The organism is Sphingobium vermicomposti, assembly GCF_011762025.1.
Lineage (GTDB): Bacteria > Pseudomonadota > Alphaproteobacteria > Sphingomonadales > Sphingomonadaceae > Sphingobium > Sphingobium vermicomposti.
This window is the reverse complement of sequence record NZ_JAASQR010000004.1, coordinates 494,050-509,623: the sequence shown is the minus strand read 5'-3', so window position 1 is coordinate 509,623 and position 15,574 is coordinate 494,050. Positions and strand designations below refer to the sequence as shown.

14 protein-coding genes are annotated in these 15,574 nt (G+C 62.2%); 4 read left to right on the top strand and 10 right to left on the bottom strand.

Annotated features, from left to right (window positions below; translation table 11 throughout):
- Positions 1-92: 92 nt before the first annotated feature.
- Both FHS54_RS15750 and FHS54_RS15745 read right to left on the bottom strand, forming a co-directional pair.
- Positions 93-2,021, bottom strand: a complete 1,929-nt coding sequence (locus tag FHS54_RS15750) for a flavin-containing monooxygenase (protein ID WP_167305083.1) — start codon at positions 2,019-2,021, stop codon at positions 93-95.
- Positions 2,022-2,109: 88 nt separating this feature from the next.
- Positions 2,110-3,222: a helix-turn-helix transcriptional regulator gene (locus FHS54_RS15745; protein WP_167305082.1), complete on the bottom strand. Its 1,113-nt coding sequence runs from the start codon at positions 3,220-3,222 to the stop codon at positions 2,110-2,112.
- A gap of 83 nt (positions 3,223-3,305) precedes the next feature.
- Between FHS54_RS15745 and cysD the strand changes: the two genes are divergently transcribed.
- From cysD to FHS54_RS15730, 3 genes are all read left to right on the top strand, one after another.
- Positions 3,306-4,226 carry a sulfate adenylyltransferase subunit CysD gene (gene cysD, locus FHS54_RS15740; protein WP_167305081.1) on the top strand — a complete coding sequence of 307 codons (921 nt, stop codon included), beginning with the start codon at positions 3,306-3,308 and terminating at the stop codon, positions 4,224-4,226.
- Positions 4,227-4,348: 122 nt separating this feature from the next.
- The gene (gene cysN, locus FHS54_RS15735) at positions 4,349-6,262 is read left to right on the top strand and encodes a sulfate adenylyltransferase subunit CysN (RefSeq protein ID WP_167305080.1); all 1,914 of its coding nucleotides are present in this window, start codon (positions 4,349-4,351) and stop codon (positions 6,260-6,262) included.
- Complete coding sequence (locus FHS54_RS15730) at positions 6,259-7,047, top strand: 3'(2'),5'-bisphosphate nucleotidase CysQ (RefSeq protein ID WP_167305079.1); 789 nt, start codon at positions 6,259-6,261, stop codon at positions 7,045-7,047. Before cysN ends, FHS54_RS15730 begins: the two co-directional genes overlap by 4 nt.
- Positions 7,048-7,164: 117 nt before the next feature.
- On the opposite strand, the gene FHS54_RS15725 is transcribed toward FHS54_RS15730, so the two are convergent.
- Genes FHS54_RS15725 through FHS54_RS15705 form a run of 5 tightly spaced genes read right to left on the bottom strand, consistent with a single transcriptional unit; the run spans position 7,165 to position 12,718 of the window.
- Positions 7,165-7,878 carry a cytochrome b/b6 domain-containing protein gene (locus FHS54_RS15725; protein WP_167305078.1) on the bottom strand — a complete coding sequence of 238 codons (714 nt, stop codon included), beginning with the start codon at positions 7,876-7,878 and terminating at the stop codon, positions 7,165-7,167.
- Positions 7,875-8,351, bottom strand: coding sequence for a c-type cytochrome (locus FHS54_RS15720; protein ID WP_167305077.1), 477 nt, complete (start codon positions 8,349-8,351; stop codon positions 7,875-7,877). Before FHS54_RS15720 ends, FHS54_RS15725 begins: the two co-directional genes overlap by 4 nt.
- Positions 8,352-8,385: 34 nt before the next feature.
- Positions 8,386-9,774, bottom strand: coding sequence for a DUF1552 domain-containing protein (locus FHS54_RS15715; protein ID WP_243855800.1), 1,389 nt, complete (start codon positions 9,772-9,774; stop codon positions 8,386-8,388).
- Positions 9,771-11,462: a DUF1592 domain-containing protein gene (locus FHS54_RS15710; protein WP_167305076.1), complete on the bottom strand. Its 1,692-nt coding sequence runs from the start codon at positions 11,460-11,462 to the stop codon at positions 9,771-9,773. Before FHS54_RS15710 ends, FHS54_RS15715 begins: the two co-directional genes overlap by 4 nt.
- On the bottom strand, positions 11,459-12,718 hold the full coding sequence (locus tag FHS54_RS15705; RefSeq protein WP_167305075.1) for a hypothetical protein: 1,260 nt from the start codon (positions 12,716-12,718) through the stop codon (positions 11,459-11,461). Before FHS54_RS15705 ends, FHS54_RS15710 begins: the two co-directional genes overlap by 4 nt.
- A 194-nt stretch (positions 12,719-12,912) precedes the next feature.
- On the opposite strand from FHS54_RS15705, the gene FHS54_RS15700 reads away from it, so the two are divergent.
- The gene (locus FHS54_RS15700; protein WP_167305074.1) at positions 12,913-13,983 is read left to right on the top strand and encodes an AraC family transcriptional regulator; all 1,071 of its coding nucleotides are present in this window, start codon (positions 12,913-12,915) and stop codon (positions 13,981-13,983) included.
- A gap of 15 nt (positions 13,984-13,998) precedes the next feature.
- Here the strand turns inward: FHS54_RS15700 and FHS54_RS15695 are convergent, their stop codons facing one another.
- From FHS54_RS15695 to FHS54_RS15685, 3 genes are all read right to left on the bottom strand, one after another.
- Entirely contained in the window at positions 13,999-14,286 is a 288-nt protein-coding gene (locus tag FHS54_RS15695; RefSeq protein ID WP_167305073.1) for a 4a-hydroxytetrahydrobiopterin dehydratase, read from the bottom strand.
- Positions 14,287-14,453: 167 nt separating this feature from the next.
- Positions 14,454-14,765, bottom strand: a complete 312-nt coding sequence (locus FHS54_RS15690) for a hypothetical protein (RefSeq protein WP_167305072.1) — start codon at positions 14,763-14,765, stop codon at positions 14,454-14,456.
- A 61-nt stretch (positions 14,766-14,826) separates the two neighbouring features.
- Entirely contained in the window at positions 14,827-15,468 is a 642-nt protein-coding gene (locus FHS54_RS15685; RefSeq protein ID WP_167305071.1) for a TetR/AcrR family transcriptional regulator, read from the bottom strand.
- Between the last annotated feature and the right edge of the window lie 106 nt (positions 15,469-15,574).

The following is a 15,574-nucleotide window of genomic DNA, read 5'->3' as shown; positions in this document are numbered from 1 at the left end:
CGACTGCCTCCGCAGCAGCATGCAGCGCCCCAAACGCAATCGGCCCGCACCCTCATCAGGCGCGGGCCGATTTCGTCAGCTATCCAGCCGGATCAGTGCAGCAGTCGATAGCTGCCATCCTCCGGCGCGCGCGTCGCATGGAAGAAGTCCACCAGTCGCCAGGGCCAGGACAGGAAGACCCGGCCCTTTGAGTTATTATAGTAGGAATTGGCGCCTGGATGCGTCCAGATCATCTGGGGCATGCGTTCCTCCACCTTCCGGTTCCATGCGTCGAAGGCGTCCTGCGTCACTTCAAAGGCGTTCGCGTCCGCTTCATTGATCCGGTCCAGCGCCTCTATGATCCAATGCACCTGGCATTCTGAAATCATGTTCTGGCCCGCCGCATGGTTGGGCGCGCTGTTCGGGCCGACCGTATGGAAATAATTGGGATAGCCCGGCACGCACATGCCCAGATAACTGCGCGGATCATCCTCGCCCCATTCCTCACCCAGGTCGCGGCCGCCAATGCCCTTGATCGTCAGATTGCCGATCATCTTGGCGACGTTGAAACCGGTCGCGCAGATGATGACGTCGCATTCGAACACCGATCCGTCCTTGGCTTCGATCCCGTTTGGCAGGATGCGCGCGATGCCCTGATCTTCTAGATGGACGTTCGGTCGCGCCAGCGCGTCGAACCAGCCATTGTCCAATATGATGCGCTTGGAAAAGATCGGGAAATCAGGCGTCAGCTTTTCGATCAGGTCCGGCCTGTCCGCGAAGCGCTGCTGCATATAGCCCAGCGCATATTCGCGGGTCATGGCATTGCCTTGCGACACGGCCGTCATATTGCCTTCCCAGGCCGGGTCCTTGACCACGTTCGAATAAAGCCCGTCGGCCGCCGCCCAATAGACGCGGAAACGGAACCATTCCTTGTAATTGGGAATATTCGCCAACGCCCAGCGCATGCCTTCGCTCACTTCATGGGTGAGTTCGGGGTTGAACAATACCCAATGCTTCGACCGCTGGTAGATGGTCAGCTGACCGACCTCGGGAGCAATCGCGCCCACGAGCTGCGCGGAGCTGGCACCGGTGCCGATCACCGCGACGCGCTTGCCCTTCAGGTCCAGATCGGCGGGATAATTGGCCGTGTGCACCAATGTCCCCGCGAAATCGTCAAGGCCCGGAATGTCGGGGAACTGGTAGCGGTTGACCGGCCCGTGGCCGTTGATGACCGCGTTCACCACAATGTCCTCGCGGGTGCCGTCAGCCTTCTGGACCGTCACCGTCCAAACTTTGTCGACATCGCTCCAGACCAGCTTTTCCACCTTGGTGTTGAAGCGGATGTCGCGGCGCAGGCCATATTTGTCGGCGGTCGCCAGCATATATTTCTGCATGTCCGCGCCGTGCGGATGATAATGCTGCCAATCGGGCCAGATTTCCCAGCTGAAGCTGTAGAAATGGCTCGGCGTGTCCACGCCCACGCCCGGATAGCGATTTTCATACCAGGTGCCGCCCACATCGGCGTTCTTTTCGATGACGACGAAATTATAGCCAGCCTCGCGCAGCTTGGTCGCGGCGGCCATGCCGGTCATGCCCGCGCCGATGACCAATATCTTGAAATCGGCCTTGGGGGCCTTGCGCCCCACCATCTGGCTGCGGTCGATATAGGGGCGAAATCCGCACTGGTCCTCCACCAGTTCCAGAAATTCATCCTCCACCGGCTCGCCGACGGTGACGGTCATGATCCGTTGCAGCAGGGCATCGGACGCGGGCCTGGCCTGATAACCTTCGCCCGTCGTCAGCAAATGCCGCATCCTGGCGCGCAGGTCGTCGGCCAGTTCTTCGGGAATGTCGGTTGGTGGCTGGGAAAAGGCCGGGCGGATATGGTCGGCAAAGCGATCCAGAAACGCCGCATCATGCGTCATATGGACATAGGCCGCCAGCAAAGTCGGCACATTCGCTTCGTCGAGCGCTCTGGCAAGGTCGGGCGAATCGGGCAAAATCGCGAAACTGTTTCGATTGTCGGCAAGAATCGTAGCCATGCAGCGCTCTCCATCACTCTTATGAGTAAACACTTACATCATATGGCATGGCCGCGAAAGGGGTAAGGAAACGCCGCTCTACAGGCCCTCAAGCAAAGGGCGCGAGGCCGGTCAGCACCAGCCGGACCAGATCAGCCTGACTGGACGTCCCGGTCTTGGCATAGATGCGCTTGGAATAGCTGCGCGACGTTTCCGGGGTCAGCCGCAGATTCTGGCCAGCCTCCACGATCGTTTCCCCCATCGACAATTGATGCGCCAGCGCGGCTTCATTCATCGACAGCCCATATATGGCTGAGAGCGCACGGCGCGCGCGCAGGGCATCTTCCCGCTGGTGGATACGCAGCACGCCCGTGGCGGCTGGAAAGGCGCATGGTTCCGCCAGCGGCAGGTCCGCCTTGCGCAGCAGCATCCACAGCCCCGCCTGCGTGCCCAGCGGCAGGGGCAGGCTGGCCCCCGGCGGTGCCGCAGCCAGTTCGGCGCACGCCGCCTCCAGCGCCTGAGACACCGCAGGCAACAGTTGGAGCCGCCGTCCGGCAGTCGGGTCGGGATCGGGGACGAAGGACAGCAAAGCCTCCGCTTGCCTGTCCGCCGCCATCACCCGGCCAGTCGCGTCGAACGCCAGCTGCCCCACGCCCAGCCGCTGCAGCGCCGATTGGGCAAGCGCAACCTGCAGCCTCTGTTCGATCAACGCAGCCAGCGTCTTGAGCGCGGCGGAAAGATGCGGACCCACGCCCGACAGCGCGGCGACGGCAGAGGCGGTGAAATCCTCCCGCTCCCGCACCAGCAGCAGCCATGCGTCCGCCGCGCCGCCCGCCGACACCCTCAGGAACCGGCCATAACGGATGTTCATTTCGTCCAGCTCCGCGCGCTGGCGATCGCGCTGCGCGGGCCGGTCATAATCCAGCATCTCTTCCAGCGAATAGACGCGCCCCGGTCGCAGCGCGCCATAAGGATGAAGGCCCAGCCGTTCGATCCGGCGAAAATCCAGCGGCGGTTCGGTGGCGGCGCGGGGGGCCGCGACATGCACCACCGCCGGTTCCTGATCGGGCGCTGCATTGGCCAGGGTGATGATCAGGAACGCCCGGCGCGCATAGGTTCGCGCAACCAGCTGACGCAGGAATCCACCCCAGGGCGGGCTTTCATGGATACCCTCCACAAGGGGTAGCAACAGCTCGCGCTGGGTGGCAAAAACGGAGGACATGGGATTTTGCTCCCATATGGGGGCTTCGCGGTCAAGCGTCAGCAGCAATCTAAAGCTCGCAACCCCATAGGGTAGAGAGAGTGATGCCTGACCAACTGAGTAAATCGACCCTGACCCATCTGGAACGGCTGGAGGCTGAAAGCATCCACATTCTGCGCGAAGTCGTGGCGGAAGCGGAAAAGCCGGTCATGCTCTATTCCGTGGGCAAGGACAGCGCCGTGATGCTGCACCTCGCGCGCAAGGCTTTCTATCCTTCGCCGCCGCCCTTTCCGCTGCTGCACGTGGACACGACCTGGAAATTCCAGGAAATGTACAAGCTGCGCGACCGGATGGCGCAGGAAAGCGGCATGGAGCTGCTCGTCTATCACAACCCGGAAGCGCAGGAGCGGGGCATCAACCCGTTCGATCATGGCGCGCTCCACACCGACATGTGGAAGACGGAGGGGCTGAAACAGGCGCTTGACCTCTATGGCTTTGACGCGGCCTTCGGCGGCGCGCGCCGCGATGAGGAAAAGAGCCGCGCGAAGGAACGCATCTTTTCCTTCCGCACCGCTTCGCACGGCTGGGACCCGAAAAACCAGCGTCCGGAACTGTGGAACCTCTACAACGCCCGCAAGAACAAGGGCGAAAGCATCCGCATCTTCCCGATCAGCAACTGGACGGAGCTGGATATCTGGCAATATATCCACCTCAACAATGTGCCGATTGTCCCGCTCTATTTCGCGGACAAGCGCCCCACCGTGGAGCGTGATGGCATGCTGCTGATGGTCGATGATGACCGTTTCCCGCTAAAGCCGGGTGAAGAGCCGGTGATGCGCTCCATCCGTTTCCGCACGCTCGGCTGCTACCCGCTGACCGGCGCGGTCGAAAGCACGGCAAAGACGCTGCCGGAAGTGATCCAGGAAACGCTGCTCACCACCACATCGGAACGGCAGGGCCGCGCCATCGACAAGGATGCTGGCGGCGCAGGCATGGAAAAGAAAAAGCAGGAAGGTTACTTCTGACGCCAGCCTTTCGTTCCCCTCCCGCTCGCGGGAGGGGTCAGGGGAGGGCCTGTCAAGACCACCTCCTCGAACACGCCCTCCCCCGACCCCTCCCTTAAGGGAGGGGAGATAAGAGCGAAACGATGACCGACATTGTTGCAGAACCCATCTACAAGACCGACGCGCTGATCGCGGAGGATATCGACCAGTATCTGAAGGTGCATGAGCACAAGACGATGCTGCGCTTCATCACCTGCGGGTCGGTGGACGACGGCAAGTCGACCCTGATCGGCCGCCTGCTCTACGACAGCAAGATGATCTTCGAGGATCAGCTTGCCGCGCTGGAAGCCGACAGCAAGAAGGTCGGCACCCAGGGCCAGGAAATCGACTTCGCGCTGCTGGTCGACGGCCTCGCCGCCGAACGGGAACAGGGCATCACCATCGACGTCGCCTATCGCTTTTTCGCCACCGAAAAGCGCAAGTTCATCGTCGCCGACACGCCCGGCCATGAACAATATACCCGCAACATGGTGACCGGCGCATCGACCGCCGACCTCGCCGTCATCCTGATCGACGCGCGCAAGGGCGTGCTGACGCAGACCCGCCGCCACAGCTATCTGGCGCATCTGATCGGCATTCGGAACATCGTGCTGGCGGTGAACAAGATGGATCTGGTCGACTATGATCAGGCTGTCTTCGACGGCATCGTCAAGGATTATACCGAATTCGCCAACTCCATCGGCATCAAGGAATTCACCGCCCTGCCGATTTCCGGCTTCAAGGGCGACAACATCACCGGCCCCAGCGCCAACACGCCCTGGTATAAGGGCCCCGCGCTGATCGAACATCTGGAAACGGTGGAGGTCAACAGCGCCACCGACGCGGAAAAGCCGTTCCGCATGCCGGTGCAGTGGGTGAACCGCCCGAACCTGGACTTCCGCGGCTTTTCCGGCCTGATCGCGACCGGCACGGTAAAGCCGGGCGACGCCGTGCGCGTGCTGCCTTCGGGCAAGACCAGCACGATCACGCGCATCGTCACACTCGACGGTGACCTTGATCAGGCCGTCGCGGGCCAGTCCGTCACCCTCTGCTTCGCCGATGAAATCGATTGTTCGCGCGGCGACGTGATCGCGCTGGCCGACAATCCGCCGCAGGCCGCCGACCAATTCGAAGCCACCCTCGTGTGGATGTCGGATGAGGAAATGCTGCCGGGCCGTCCCTATTGGCTGAAAATCGGCGCGCAGACCGTCACCGCGACGATCCAGCAGCCGAAATATCAGGTCAACGTCAACACGATGGAACATCTGGCGGCCAAGACGCTGGACCTGAACGCCATCGGCCTGGCGAACCTGTCGACCGACAAGCAGATCGTGTTCGAACCCTATGAACAGAATCGGACGCTCGGCGGCTTCATCCTGATCGACAAGATCAGCAACGCCACCGTCGCCGCAGGCATGCTGAACTTCAGCCTGCGCCGGGCACAGAATGTCCATTGGCAGGCGACCGACGTCACCCGTGAATTCCATGCGGGGCTGAAAAACCAGAAGCCCGCCGTGCTGTGGTTCACCGGCCTGTCGGGCGCGGGCAAATCGACCATCGCCAATCTGGTGGAAATGAAGCTGGCGCGGATGAACCGCCACACCTTCCTGCTGGACGGTGACAATGTCCGCCATGGCTTGAACAAGGATCTGGGCTTTACCGACGCCGACCGCGTGGAAAATATCCGCCGCGTGGGTGAGGTCGCAAAGCTCATGACCGACGCTGGCCTCATCGTCATCACCGCCTTCATCTCGCCCTTCCGCGCCGAACGCGACATGGTGCGCCAGATGATGCAGCCCGGCGAGTTTATCGAGGTCCACATCGACACCCCGCTGGCCGAAGCGGAATCGCGCGACGTCAAGGGCCTCTATAAAAAGGCGCGGAGCGGTGACCTCAAAAACTTCACGGGCATCGACAGCCCTTATGAAGCGCCGGAGGACCCGGAAATCCGCATCGACACCATCGCGATGACCCCCGACGAAGCGGCTGAAGCCATCGTGGCGAGGTTGATCCCATGACCGCGCCCGTGGACGTCAAATCATTGAGCGACGCGGAACTGGCCGCTCACCTCGCCGAAGTCGCTGGCCGCATCCTTCTGGCGGTGCGCGACAGCGGCGTGTTCAGCGCCAAGGCGCTGGGCAAGGCGGGCGATCAGACCGCCAACCAGTTCCTGGTCCATGCCCTGCGGGAAGCCCGGCCAGACGATGGCCTGCTTTCCGAGGAGGAAAAGGACAATGCCGCGCGGCTGGACAAGAGCCGGGTGTGGATCGTCGATCCGGTCGACGGCACGCGCGAATATGGCGAAGCGCGCGCGGACTGGGCGGTGCATGTGGGCCTCGCCATCGACGGACAGCCGGTAATCGGCGCGGTGGCACTGCCGGGGCTGGATCTGTCGGGCAGCGGCGCGGGAACCGTGCTGCGCACTGATCGGACGCAGGCTCTTCCGCCCGCGCCTCAAAAACTGCGCATGGTCGTATCCCGCACCCGCCCCGCCAGCGAAGCGGTCGCCGTTGCCGAAGGACTGGACGCCGAACTGGTTCCCATGGGGTCGGCAGGCGCAAAGGCCATGGCCGTGATCCTGGGTCAGGCGGACATCTATCTCCATTCAGGCGGCCAATTTGAATGGGACAGCATGGCCCCGGTCGCGGTGGCGCAGGCGCATGGCCTACACTGTTCGCGTATCGACGGGTCGCCGCTCGTCTACAATCAGAGGGACGTTTACCTGCCAGACCTGCTCATCTGCCGCCAGGAACATGCCCAGATGGTGCTGTCGCTGGTAAAGGCAATCGACAAGGCGGCCTGAAAAGGCAGTGCGCAACAAAAGACCCCGGCGGTGAGATCACTGCCGGGGCCTTTTTGTTATATAATCAACCCTGTTCCTGCGAAGGCAGGAACCCAGTCCTGCCATCCGCCAATCGCATCAAGCCCGCCCCCACAGGCTGATCACCAGCCACACCAGCCCAGCGCAAGCGGCCATGAGGCTGAGGCCCAGCCATGCAGGCACGAAACGAACCCCCGGTTGGTTGCCAACCCACCGGCGCGATCCGGTAATCATCGGGCCGATCAGATTGTCGCGCCGATACAGCAGGTAGAACAGCACGCCCACGACATGGATGGCGATCAGCGCCAGCACCAGGTTGAATATGACCGCATGCCATTCCGCTGCCCATCGTCCGGTATCAAATTCGACCAGATAGGCGAATGGCCCCGACTCCATTCCGTCAATATCAATGGCGAACAGGCCCAGACCCACTTGGGTGGCGATCAGCAGCAGCATCGCCACCACGCTCCAACCGCCCAGCGGATTATGGCCCGGCACGCCATGGACGCCGCGCTTGAACATCGCGCCCTTCACATAGGATGCGACCGTCCACGGTCCGCGGACGAAACTGGAAAAGCGCGCCGTCCCGCTGCCGATCACGCCCCATATCAACCGGAACAGGATGAGTGCCAGAATGGAATATCCCGCCAGCCGATGCCAATCGAGCATGCGGTTTTCGCCCGTCCACCAGCCTATGCCGATCAGCACGACCAGCGCCCAGTGAAACAGCCGGACGGGGACATCCCATATGCGGACGCGGGTGGCGGGCATCGGTTCTGTATGCGCCGACGCCTGAGCAATATTGTCCGTCATCCTGGAACGCGGAACCGGTCGTGGCAGCTTTTGCACGTCCCGCCCAGCGTGTTGCGGGCGGCGCTCATCGCCGCGACATCACCCTTGGCCGCTGCCGCCGACAACTGGTTGGCCGCGCTGACCATGTCATTCTGCAATTTGGTGAAGGTCGCGCTGTCTTTCCAGATTTCCGCCTTCGCCCGCGTTTTCAGGCCCGATTCCGGCCCGCTGCCGCGTGGAAAAAACTTCAGCTGCAATGCGGATCGACGGGCAATGACAGCGGCGGAGGGGCGAACGGTGTTCATGTCGGGCGCACCCGATTTCAGCTCGTCATTGATCGTCTTGAACGCGCCGCCAATCTCCTTGTAATTCGCCTTGCGCGCATTGACGGCGTTCGTTGCCTCAGGCGACGCGGCATAGGCTGAATAAGCGGCATAGCTGCCCGCGAATAGCGTCATGGAAAGGGCAGCGACGGCCCGGAAACCAAAAGTCATTCCTGCTCTTGTCCTTCTAATTGTTGCATCAATGTCAGACGAGGATGTCGCTGACAGACCGTTTCGTCGTCATATCGTCCAGGCCCCAGCTTTCCGCCGGCAATCCCATCGCCCGCTGAATGGTCAATCCGACACGGCTGATCGGTTCGCCCGCCCCGGCGACATGGATGCCGGGCTTCACCTTGCCGCCCGCTGAACCGGCCAGCATCATCGGAATGCCCTGAACGTCGTGGTTCTTGGCATAAGATACGTCGGAATGGGCAAAGACAAGCATGTTGTCCAGCAGGGTGCCGTCGCCTTCCTTGACCGCCGCCATCGCAGCGACGAAATCGGCCCATGCTTCCATATTGCGCAGCGCGTAGAAATCGACGGTCGGCTGATAGCCTATGGACCGGTCGACCATCTCCTCATGCGTGATCTGGTGGTAGCCGGTCGTGTTGCCGGACTGGCGCAGGTCGGACGCGGCGGTTGAAAAGTTCATGTTGAAAACGCGGGTCTGGTTGCAGGCGAGCGCCATCGCCAGCATCTGCGCCATCATCTTGTGATTCTGTTTGCGCTGTTCGACATCGGTGATGTCGGCACCAGCCCGCAAAGCGGCGGGTTCGGCGGGAATGGAGCAGGCCTCGGCTGGCGGCGGCTTCTGCAACTGCAGCGCCAGCTTGTCCTCCATTTCCCGCACGGCGGTAAAATATTGGTCCAGGCGCGCCCGGTCCGACGCCCCCACGCTGTTCAACAGCGCATGACGCCGGTCGGTGACGCCCGACAACACGCTACGGCGAACCATGACGCGCGGATCGGGCTTGAAATCCGCCTTGTTGGGGTCGTTGAAGTCGCCGCCGAATATCTTGCGGTAAAATTCCGTCGCGCTGGGCACCGTCGGGTTCATGGTGCGACCGTCGCGGAAGGAATAGCTGGTCCGCGTATTGCCATCGGCGCTAAGGTCCAGCGACCGGAAAAAGGACCCGCCGCCAATCGCGTCCGCGATCAATACGTCCAGCGTAGGCGCGCGAATGGCCAGCCAGTCGTCCGCCGCGCCGCCCGTGCGCACGCCGGTATTGCCGGACAGGTGGGGCAGGTTGCCCCTGCTGCCCAGCGACACGTTGAACCCCGACAGGACGCTGACATGCTGGCGGATGTCCTTGATCGGCTGCAGCTGCGGCGGCAGATCGTAATCGGCACCGGTCGCCTTGGGCACCCAACGGTCGGGGATCATGCCGCAGCCCCAGAACCATGTGCCAAAACGCACCGGCAGGTTGCCGCCACCCAGCGTCGCCGCAAAGGCCGTGCCATTATTGTCCAGAAAAGCGTCCAGGATCGGCAAGCCAATCGTCACCGCCGCGCCACCGACCACGCCGCGCAACAGGAAACCGCGCCGCGTGGTGCCTTGAACCAGCCTGTCGTCGATCATTTTTGCAGCGGTCATCCGCTTACTCCTTGTTTCTTCGCGCGCGGGGCGTCAGCCCTTATCGTGCGGGGCAGGGCGATCAGTCCGGGGTCGAGGGCAATGCTGCGCATCAGGGCGGAAAAGCGATGGCCCTCGCCCGCGAAACCTTTGGTCAGGCGGGCAATATCCGCCGCATCGGTCGCGACCGGATTGCGCCCATGGGCATATCGCCAGGCGCTTTGCACCAGGCAGGCGCTGACCTGTTCGCTGTCATGGAACAGCTTGCCCATGGCCGCCGCGCCATTGAACGGCTTCGCCTCGAACGATCCGGTCACGTCGATTGTCACATCATGTTCCAGTGTACGGAACTGGCCCGCGCCATCAAACTGCTCCAGCCCCAGGCCCATCGGGTCGCTGCGCTTGTGACAGCTGGCGCATTCTTCATCGTCCAGATGCGCCTGAAGCCGCAGCCGCGTCGTCTTCAACGTCGGATTGTTGACATCCTGCACCACCGCGAAATTGACGTTGGCGGGCGGAGCCGGGATTTTTTCGCACAAAAATATCTCGGTCAGCGCCACGCCCCGCAGGGTCGGCGACGTGCGACCCGGATGCGAATGCTGCGCCAATATGCTGGCATGGGTCAGCAATCCTGTGCGCGGATCGCCTTGCGGATATTGATGAATATACCAGTCGGTCTTCGACACCGGAATGTCGTAAATCGGTCCCAGCGTGCGGTTCATCGCGATCGCGTTGGTGGTGAACAGGTCGCGATAGTCGCCCTTTTTGTCGACCAGCAGCCAGGTGATGGTGCGCAGCGTCTGTTCCCGCATCGCGGATGCGACGGAACTGTTGAACGCGGGGTAGATCAGCGCATCCTTCGACAGGTCGTCCATCCCGTCCAGCCGCAGATAGTCGGTGAAGAAAGCGCGAACCCCGTCAGCAAAGCGGGGCGACGCCATCATCCGTTCGACCTCGCGGGCGCGGCCCGCAGGGGTGTTGAGCGATCCGTCCGCGGCTGCGGCCAACAGCGCCGCGTCGGGTGCTGCGTTCCACAATAGATAGGACAGGCGGCTCGCCGCTGACCAGGCGTCGATGCCCCGGCCACTACGGTCGGGCCAATCGATGCGGAACAGGAAATCCGGGCTGGTCAGCATGCCTGCCAAAGTGGCGGCAAGACCCGCATGGAAGTCATTGAGCCGCGCCGCGCTGTCCAGCGTCGCGGCCACCCGCTGCTGCAATTCGGCGCTGGACACCGGACGCCTGTAGAGTTTCAGCCCCACCTTCTGGATGAAATCGCGCGCGCAGGCCGCGCCCTTGGCATCGGTGGCGGACGGTGCGCAGCCGATCAGCCGGTCGCGATGATCCTTGTCCGTGACCTGTGTCGCGATGGCCCGCGCAATATCTTCATATTGTTCCAGACCGGCGGGCGTCACCGACACGGCACTGGCACCGACAGCCTGCAATCCATCGATGCGCAGGTCGGGCGAAAAGCGGCCCACGACCTTGATGTCCGGGCCGAACGCATCGGCGATTGCGGTGCGATATTGCAGCTCCGTCAACCGGCGCAGCTGGCTGGGCGGCGTGTCCGCCATGCTTTCATCCGCACGCGCGCCGCTAAAGGTAAAGGCGATGCTGCCCGCGAGCGTCAGGCACGCAGCGCCCAGCACGAATGGAGCGATGCGGCGGCGCTTGGCCTGCGACTGGGTGGTGATCACGGGGTCTTTCATCGGGTCTGGTCCGCTTGTGCGGTCTGCTGGGGCGCCACGAACGCGCGCACGCCCTTAAAGCCGTGGGCCGAAGAGATTGCGGTGTAGCGTTTGGTCCTGGGGTCGCGATAGCCATCCGCCATCCGGTCGATCGCCTGGCGAACGCCTGGACAACTTATCTGCGTCAGAATGGAGCCATTCTGCGTCATCTGCTCGATGAAGCTGTAATAGCTGTCCAGCGTATAATAGCCGTATAAATTGCCTTCGATACTGCCGTCCGGCTTCATCGTCGCACGGAGTCGTGCGCCCCTGATGTCGCGGGGCGCATCGACGATCTGTTCCTTATAGTTCATCAACAGGTCGAACGGTTCGGTGGTCAGCACGCCCTTTTCGATGCGGCCGCGCGTGGTCGATCGCAGGCGCGGATCGGGATCGACCGAGAAGGTCGCGCTTTTCAGTGCTTCGCCCCGTCCGTCGGTGGGCAGGGGGTCGGCGGCGGCATAGACCGTCACCGTCACATCGGGGTCATTTTGCATATCGTCTACGCCGCGCAATTCGATCAGCGTCGGCGCGCGCATGGATATCATGTCCTTGCTGGCGATTTCCCGCTGGCTGTCCACGCGGAAAGCCTGCACGCATCCCACGGCCCGCCACAATTGATTGTCGACGCCCTTGCTTCCGTCCGGGCCGGTGAAATCTTCCTTGCTCACCTTCTCGTCCAGGTTGATGCCCGCAGCGACCGGCCCATTATAGGTGCGGAAATTCTTGGCCAGATGGCGGAAATCCTGCGGGTCCGAACAGGAACTATACACCACTTCCCGGTTCGAAAAGGCCAGCCGACCCTTGCCCTTGGGCAATCCATTAAGCGCGCCGATGGCAATCGCCTGTTCGGGGGTCGGCGTCTTTTTCGGATCGTATCCGGGCGGGTATTTGACGTCGGCGCTGCGTTCCCCCCACATGAAGATGCGCCGGAAGCCCATTTTCTCGTTCATGTAGATTTCAAGCGCCTGCCGCTTTTCCGGGCCCGCGAACTTCGCCTGATCTTCAGGGGAAAGGGTGGCGTAGAAGCGGTCTAGATCGCCTTCGTCGGGGATCTTGCAGACATCGGCTTCGCCACCGTTGACCAGGAAGAAGTTGGATAGGACAAAGGCATGGATGCCCGGCTCTCCGCCCGTGGGGGCGTCGGCCGCGGTCAGCATCACCGCGCCTCCAGCGATCAGCGCCAAACTGAGCTTCCGCCCGGCTTTGGTCAGGGGTAATGGCGCACGCGCTGTCATCCAATATCCTCCATCGGCCCCGTTACTGGCTCTTGTCCGCGCATCTTGCGCTCTTGCGCAGAACACGCCACCCTGAAATCGATCACCGACGGCGGCGATTTTGCGCAGCATGTCCACGCCCCGGCTCAATTTGGCGCAATTATTTGCGTTATTGCGGGTGGCAGGCTGATCGAAAAATGGGGAGAATAGGCAGCATGGACGAAGTGCAGGGACGGGAAGGGACGGAATGGCGCACGGGTGAACGCCTCACCCTGCGCGTGCTGACCATTTACCGGGACAGTTTTGGATCGCTCGATTCGCTGTTTCAGCCTGGTGACCTGCCCCCGCCGGGGAATGCGTCGCTCAACGCCTATATCGAACAGCTGACCGTTTCTCATCTTGCCCGTTTGTCGGGCCGCGCCATTGGCCAACTGGCGGCGCATGACAGCCAGATGCTGGGCCGCCCCGGTATGCGCCGCTACGACTGGCGCATCATTCTCTACAGCCTGTCGGGCGCGCGCACGTTGCGCGAAGCCATCAGCCGCTGCGCCGAATGTTTCGAAGCGATCGACTGGCGCTGTGGCCGCATGACGCTGAGCACCCGCGCCGACATGGCGGAACTGGCGCTAGATTCGATGCGGCCGCCGGGACAAACCGTATCCGGCTGCCTGATCGATCTGTTCGGGGTAACGCATATCCATACGCTGCTCAGCTGGCTGATCGGACGGCCCATCGCCATCCGCCATGTCGCGCTGGACCATGAAGAGGTCGTCTTTCGGGCGCTGGATCTGCCGGAATTCATGTTCAACGTGCGGCTGGCGGACGGCTGGACGGGCTTTGCATTCGATGCGGCGATGCTGGATTATCCGGTCGTCCGCAGCGCGGATGAGCTGGCGACGCGACCGCCGGGCAACCTGTTGTTCGGCATGGGGCCGATGGATGACGGTCCGGCTGCTGACATAGCCGAACAGGTTCGCCGCATCGCGCTGCGTTCCTTGTGCGACCGGCAACGGATGCCCGCATTTGAAGAAATCACCGCCACCATGGGCGGCAGCGGCCCGACCCTGCGCCGCCGTCTGGCGCGCGAAGGCACCAGCTATCGCCAGATCCGCGAAAGCTGCCGCCGGGAAGTGGCGCTGGACCTTCTAAGCCGCACCGTCCTGTCGATAGAGGCGATTGCGGTCAGGCTGGACTATTGCGATTCGGACGCGTTTCGGCAGGCATTTCGGGAATGGACGGGCATGTCGCCCAGCGGCTATCGCCGGGCGATGCGGCTTGCCGCCTGACCGGCGCGACCCTGTTCAAACGCCCGCAACGGCATCCATGAACTGCGCCATGGCCAGGTCGCGGTCGCTGATGCCGTCGATGTCATGGGTCGTCAGCACCACGTCCACCTTGTTGTAGACATTGCGCCATTCGGGGTGATGATCCAACTGTTCGGCTCGCATGGCACAGCGCGTCATGAACGCGAAGGCGGCATTGAAATCGGCAAAGGTGAACCGCTTTTCAATGGCTTCCCGACCGTCAGATGCAATCCAGCCCGTCACCTGCGCCAGCACCGCGTCCAGCGGCATCTTCACATGACCCATCTTCGCGTCCTTCCATTGACGCCATCGTCATAACAGGAAGCAGCGCCTGTTTCTAACCGCTTGAAGCCGGGATCGCGTCATCGGGCGCAAAAGAAAAGGGCACCCCTCAACGAAGGGTGCCCCTTATCATCACATGCCATGCGGGGCATTCCCCGCGGGCCATGATCTTACTTGAGCGCGGCCAGATCGGCGTCGATGGCGGCCAGCTGCGCATCGGTCACGTCATCGGGCGAATATTGCTGCACTGCCTTCAGCGTCATGCCGCGCGCCATGTCGATCTGTTCGTCGGTCGTCATGCCGGGGATGTGCTTTTCGATGATCGCCTTGGCGGCGGGATCGTCCAGCATTACGCCGATTTCGGTTTCGCTGCTGTTATACTTGGCCTTGGCAGCAGCGGCAGCCGGAGGCGTTTCAGCCATCGCAGCAGGTGCACCGACGGTCATGAAAGCGGCAGCGGTAGCCATCAGGAAAACACGCATAGATCAGGATCCTCCAGTTTAGAATCATACATATCGCACGTTATCGTTCTAATAGCAAGTCCTACCAGGACGCCCGCGCGGCGAGCAGAAGTTCTACAAAACGTTCGGCCATCGCGCTCAGTTCCTCTGCCGGGACGTTCCGGGCCGCGCCTTCCTGCAACTGCCACCCGGAAATGGCCGACACCAGCATATGCGCGATGCTGTCGGGATCACGGGCAGGAATGCCGTCCTTGATGGCGAAATCGGCAATGTCCTTTGATATGAACTCGACCGCGTAAAGATAGCCGACATCATGAAGGGCAGCCGACACGTTGGGGAAACGGTCCTGCGTGACGAACATCAACCGGCACAAAGCCTGCACGTCGGGGGACGCAAAAGTGTCCGCGATGATGCGCGCATGATGGTGCAGGCGTTCGTCGATATTTTCGGTCAGCAGGTGATTATGCTGCGATGCCCGATCCGACCATTCGGCCACGCTGTTATGGATCACTGCCGTCAGCAACGCTTCCTTGGACGGGTGCCGGGCATATAGCGTCCCCTTCGACACGCCCGAGGCGGTGGCAACCGCTTCCATGGCGACATTGTCGAAGCCGAAGTCCAGAAACATGCGCCGCGCCGTCGTCAGGATGGCCTGCTCAATCGCTTGCACCTGTTCTGACGTCGGTCTGCCGCGCTTGGGTTTGAATATTGAGGGTCGCTGCATCCCCCGTTCGTGACACAAACCAGAGGGGTGAACAAGTTTCCCCGACCGGGAAAGCACAATCGAAGGAAGAATATTGATAGGACTCCATGCGATCAGATGTTCCGAT

Coding starts and splice junctions, on each gene's coding strand:
- FHS54_RS15720 (WP_167305077.1), bottom strand. CDS start 8,351: ATGACTTTTGGTTTCCGGGCCGTCGCTGCCCTTTCCATGACGCTATTC.
- FHS54_RS15745 (WP_167305082.1), bottom strand. CDS start 3,222: ATGTCCTCCGTTTTTGCCACCCAGCGCGAGCTGTTGCTACCCCTTGTG.
- FHS54_RS15730 (WP_167305079.1), top strand. CDS start 6,259: ATGACCGCGCCCGTGGACGTCAAATCATTGAGCGACGCGGAACTGGCC.
- FHS54_RS15725 (WP_167305078.1), bottom strand. CDS start 7,878: ATGACGGACAATATTGCTCAGGCGTCGGCGCATACAGAACCGATGCCC.
- FHS54_RS15685 (WP_167305071.1), bottom strand. CDS start 15,468: ATGCAGCGACCCTCAATATTCAAACCCAAGCGCGGCAGACCGACGTCA.
- FHS54_RS15690 (WP_167305072.1), bottom strand. CDS start 14,765: ATGCGTGTTTTCCTGATGGCTACCGCTGCCGCTTTCATGACCGTCGGT.
- FHS54_RS15715 (WP_243855800.1), bottom strand. CDS start 9,774: ATGACCGCTGCAAAAATGATCGACGACAGGCTGGTTCAAGGCACCACG.
- FHS54_RS15750 (WP_167305083.1), bottom strand. CDS start 2,021: ATGGCTACGATTCTTGCCGACAATCGAAACAGTTTCGCGATTTTGCCC.
- cysD (WP_167305081.1), top strand. CDS start 3,306: ATGCCTGACCAACTGAGTAAATCGACCCTGACCCATCTGGAACGGCTG.
- FHS54_RS15700 (WP_167305074.1), top strand. CDS start 12,913: ATGGACGAAGTGCAGGGACGGGAAGGGACGGAATGGCGCACGGGTGAA.
- FHS54_RS15710 (WP_167305076.1), bottom strand. CDS start 11,462: ATGAAAGACCCCGTGATCACCACCCAGTCGCAGGCCAAGCGCCGCCGC.
- FHS54_RS15705 (WP_167305075.1), bottom strand. CDS start 12,718: ATGACAGCGCGTGCGCCATTACCCCTGACCAAAGCCGGGCGGAAGCTC.
- cysN (WP_167305080.1), top strand. CDS start 4,349: ATGACCGACATTGTTGCAGAACCCATCTACAAGACCGACGCGCTGATC.
- FHS54_RS15695 (WP_167305073.1), bottom strand. CDS start 14,286: ATGGGTCATGTGAAGATGCCGCTGGACGCGGTGCTGGCGCAGGTGACG.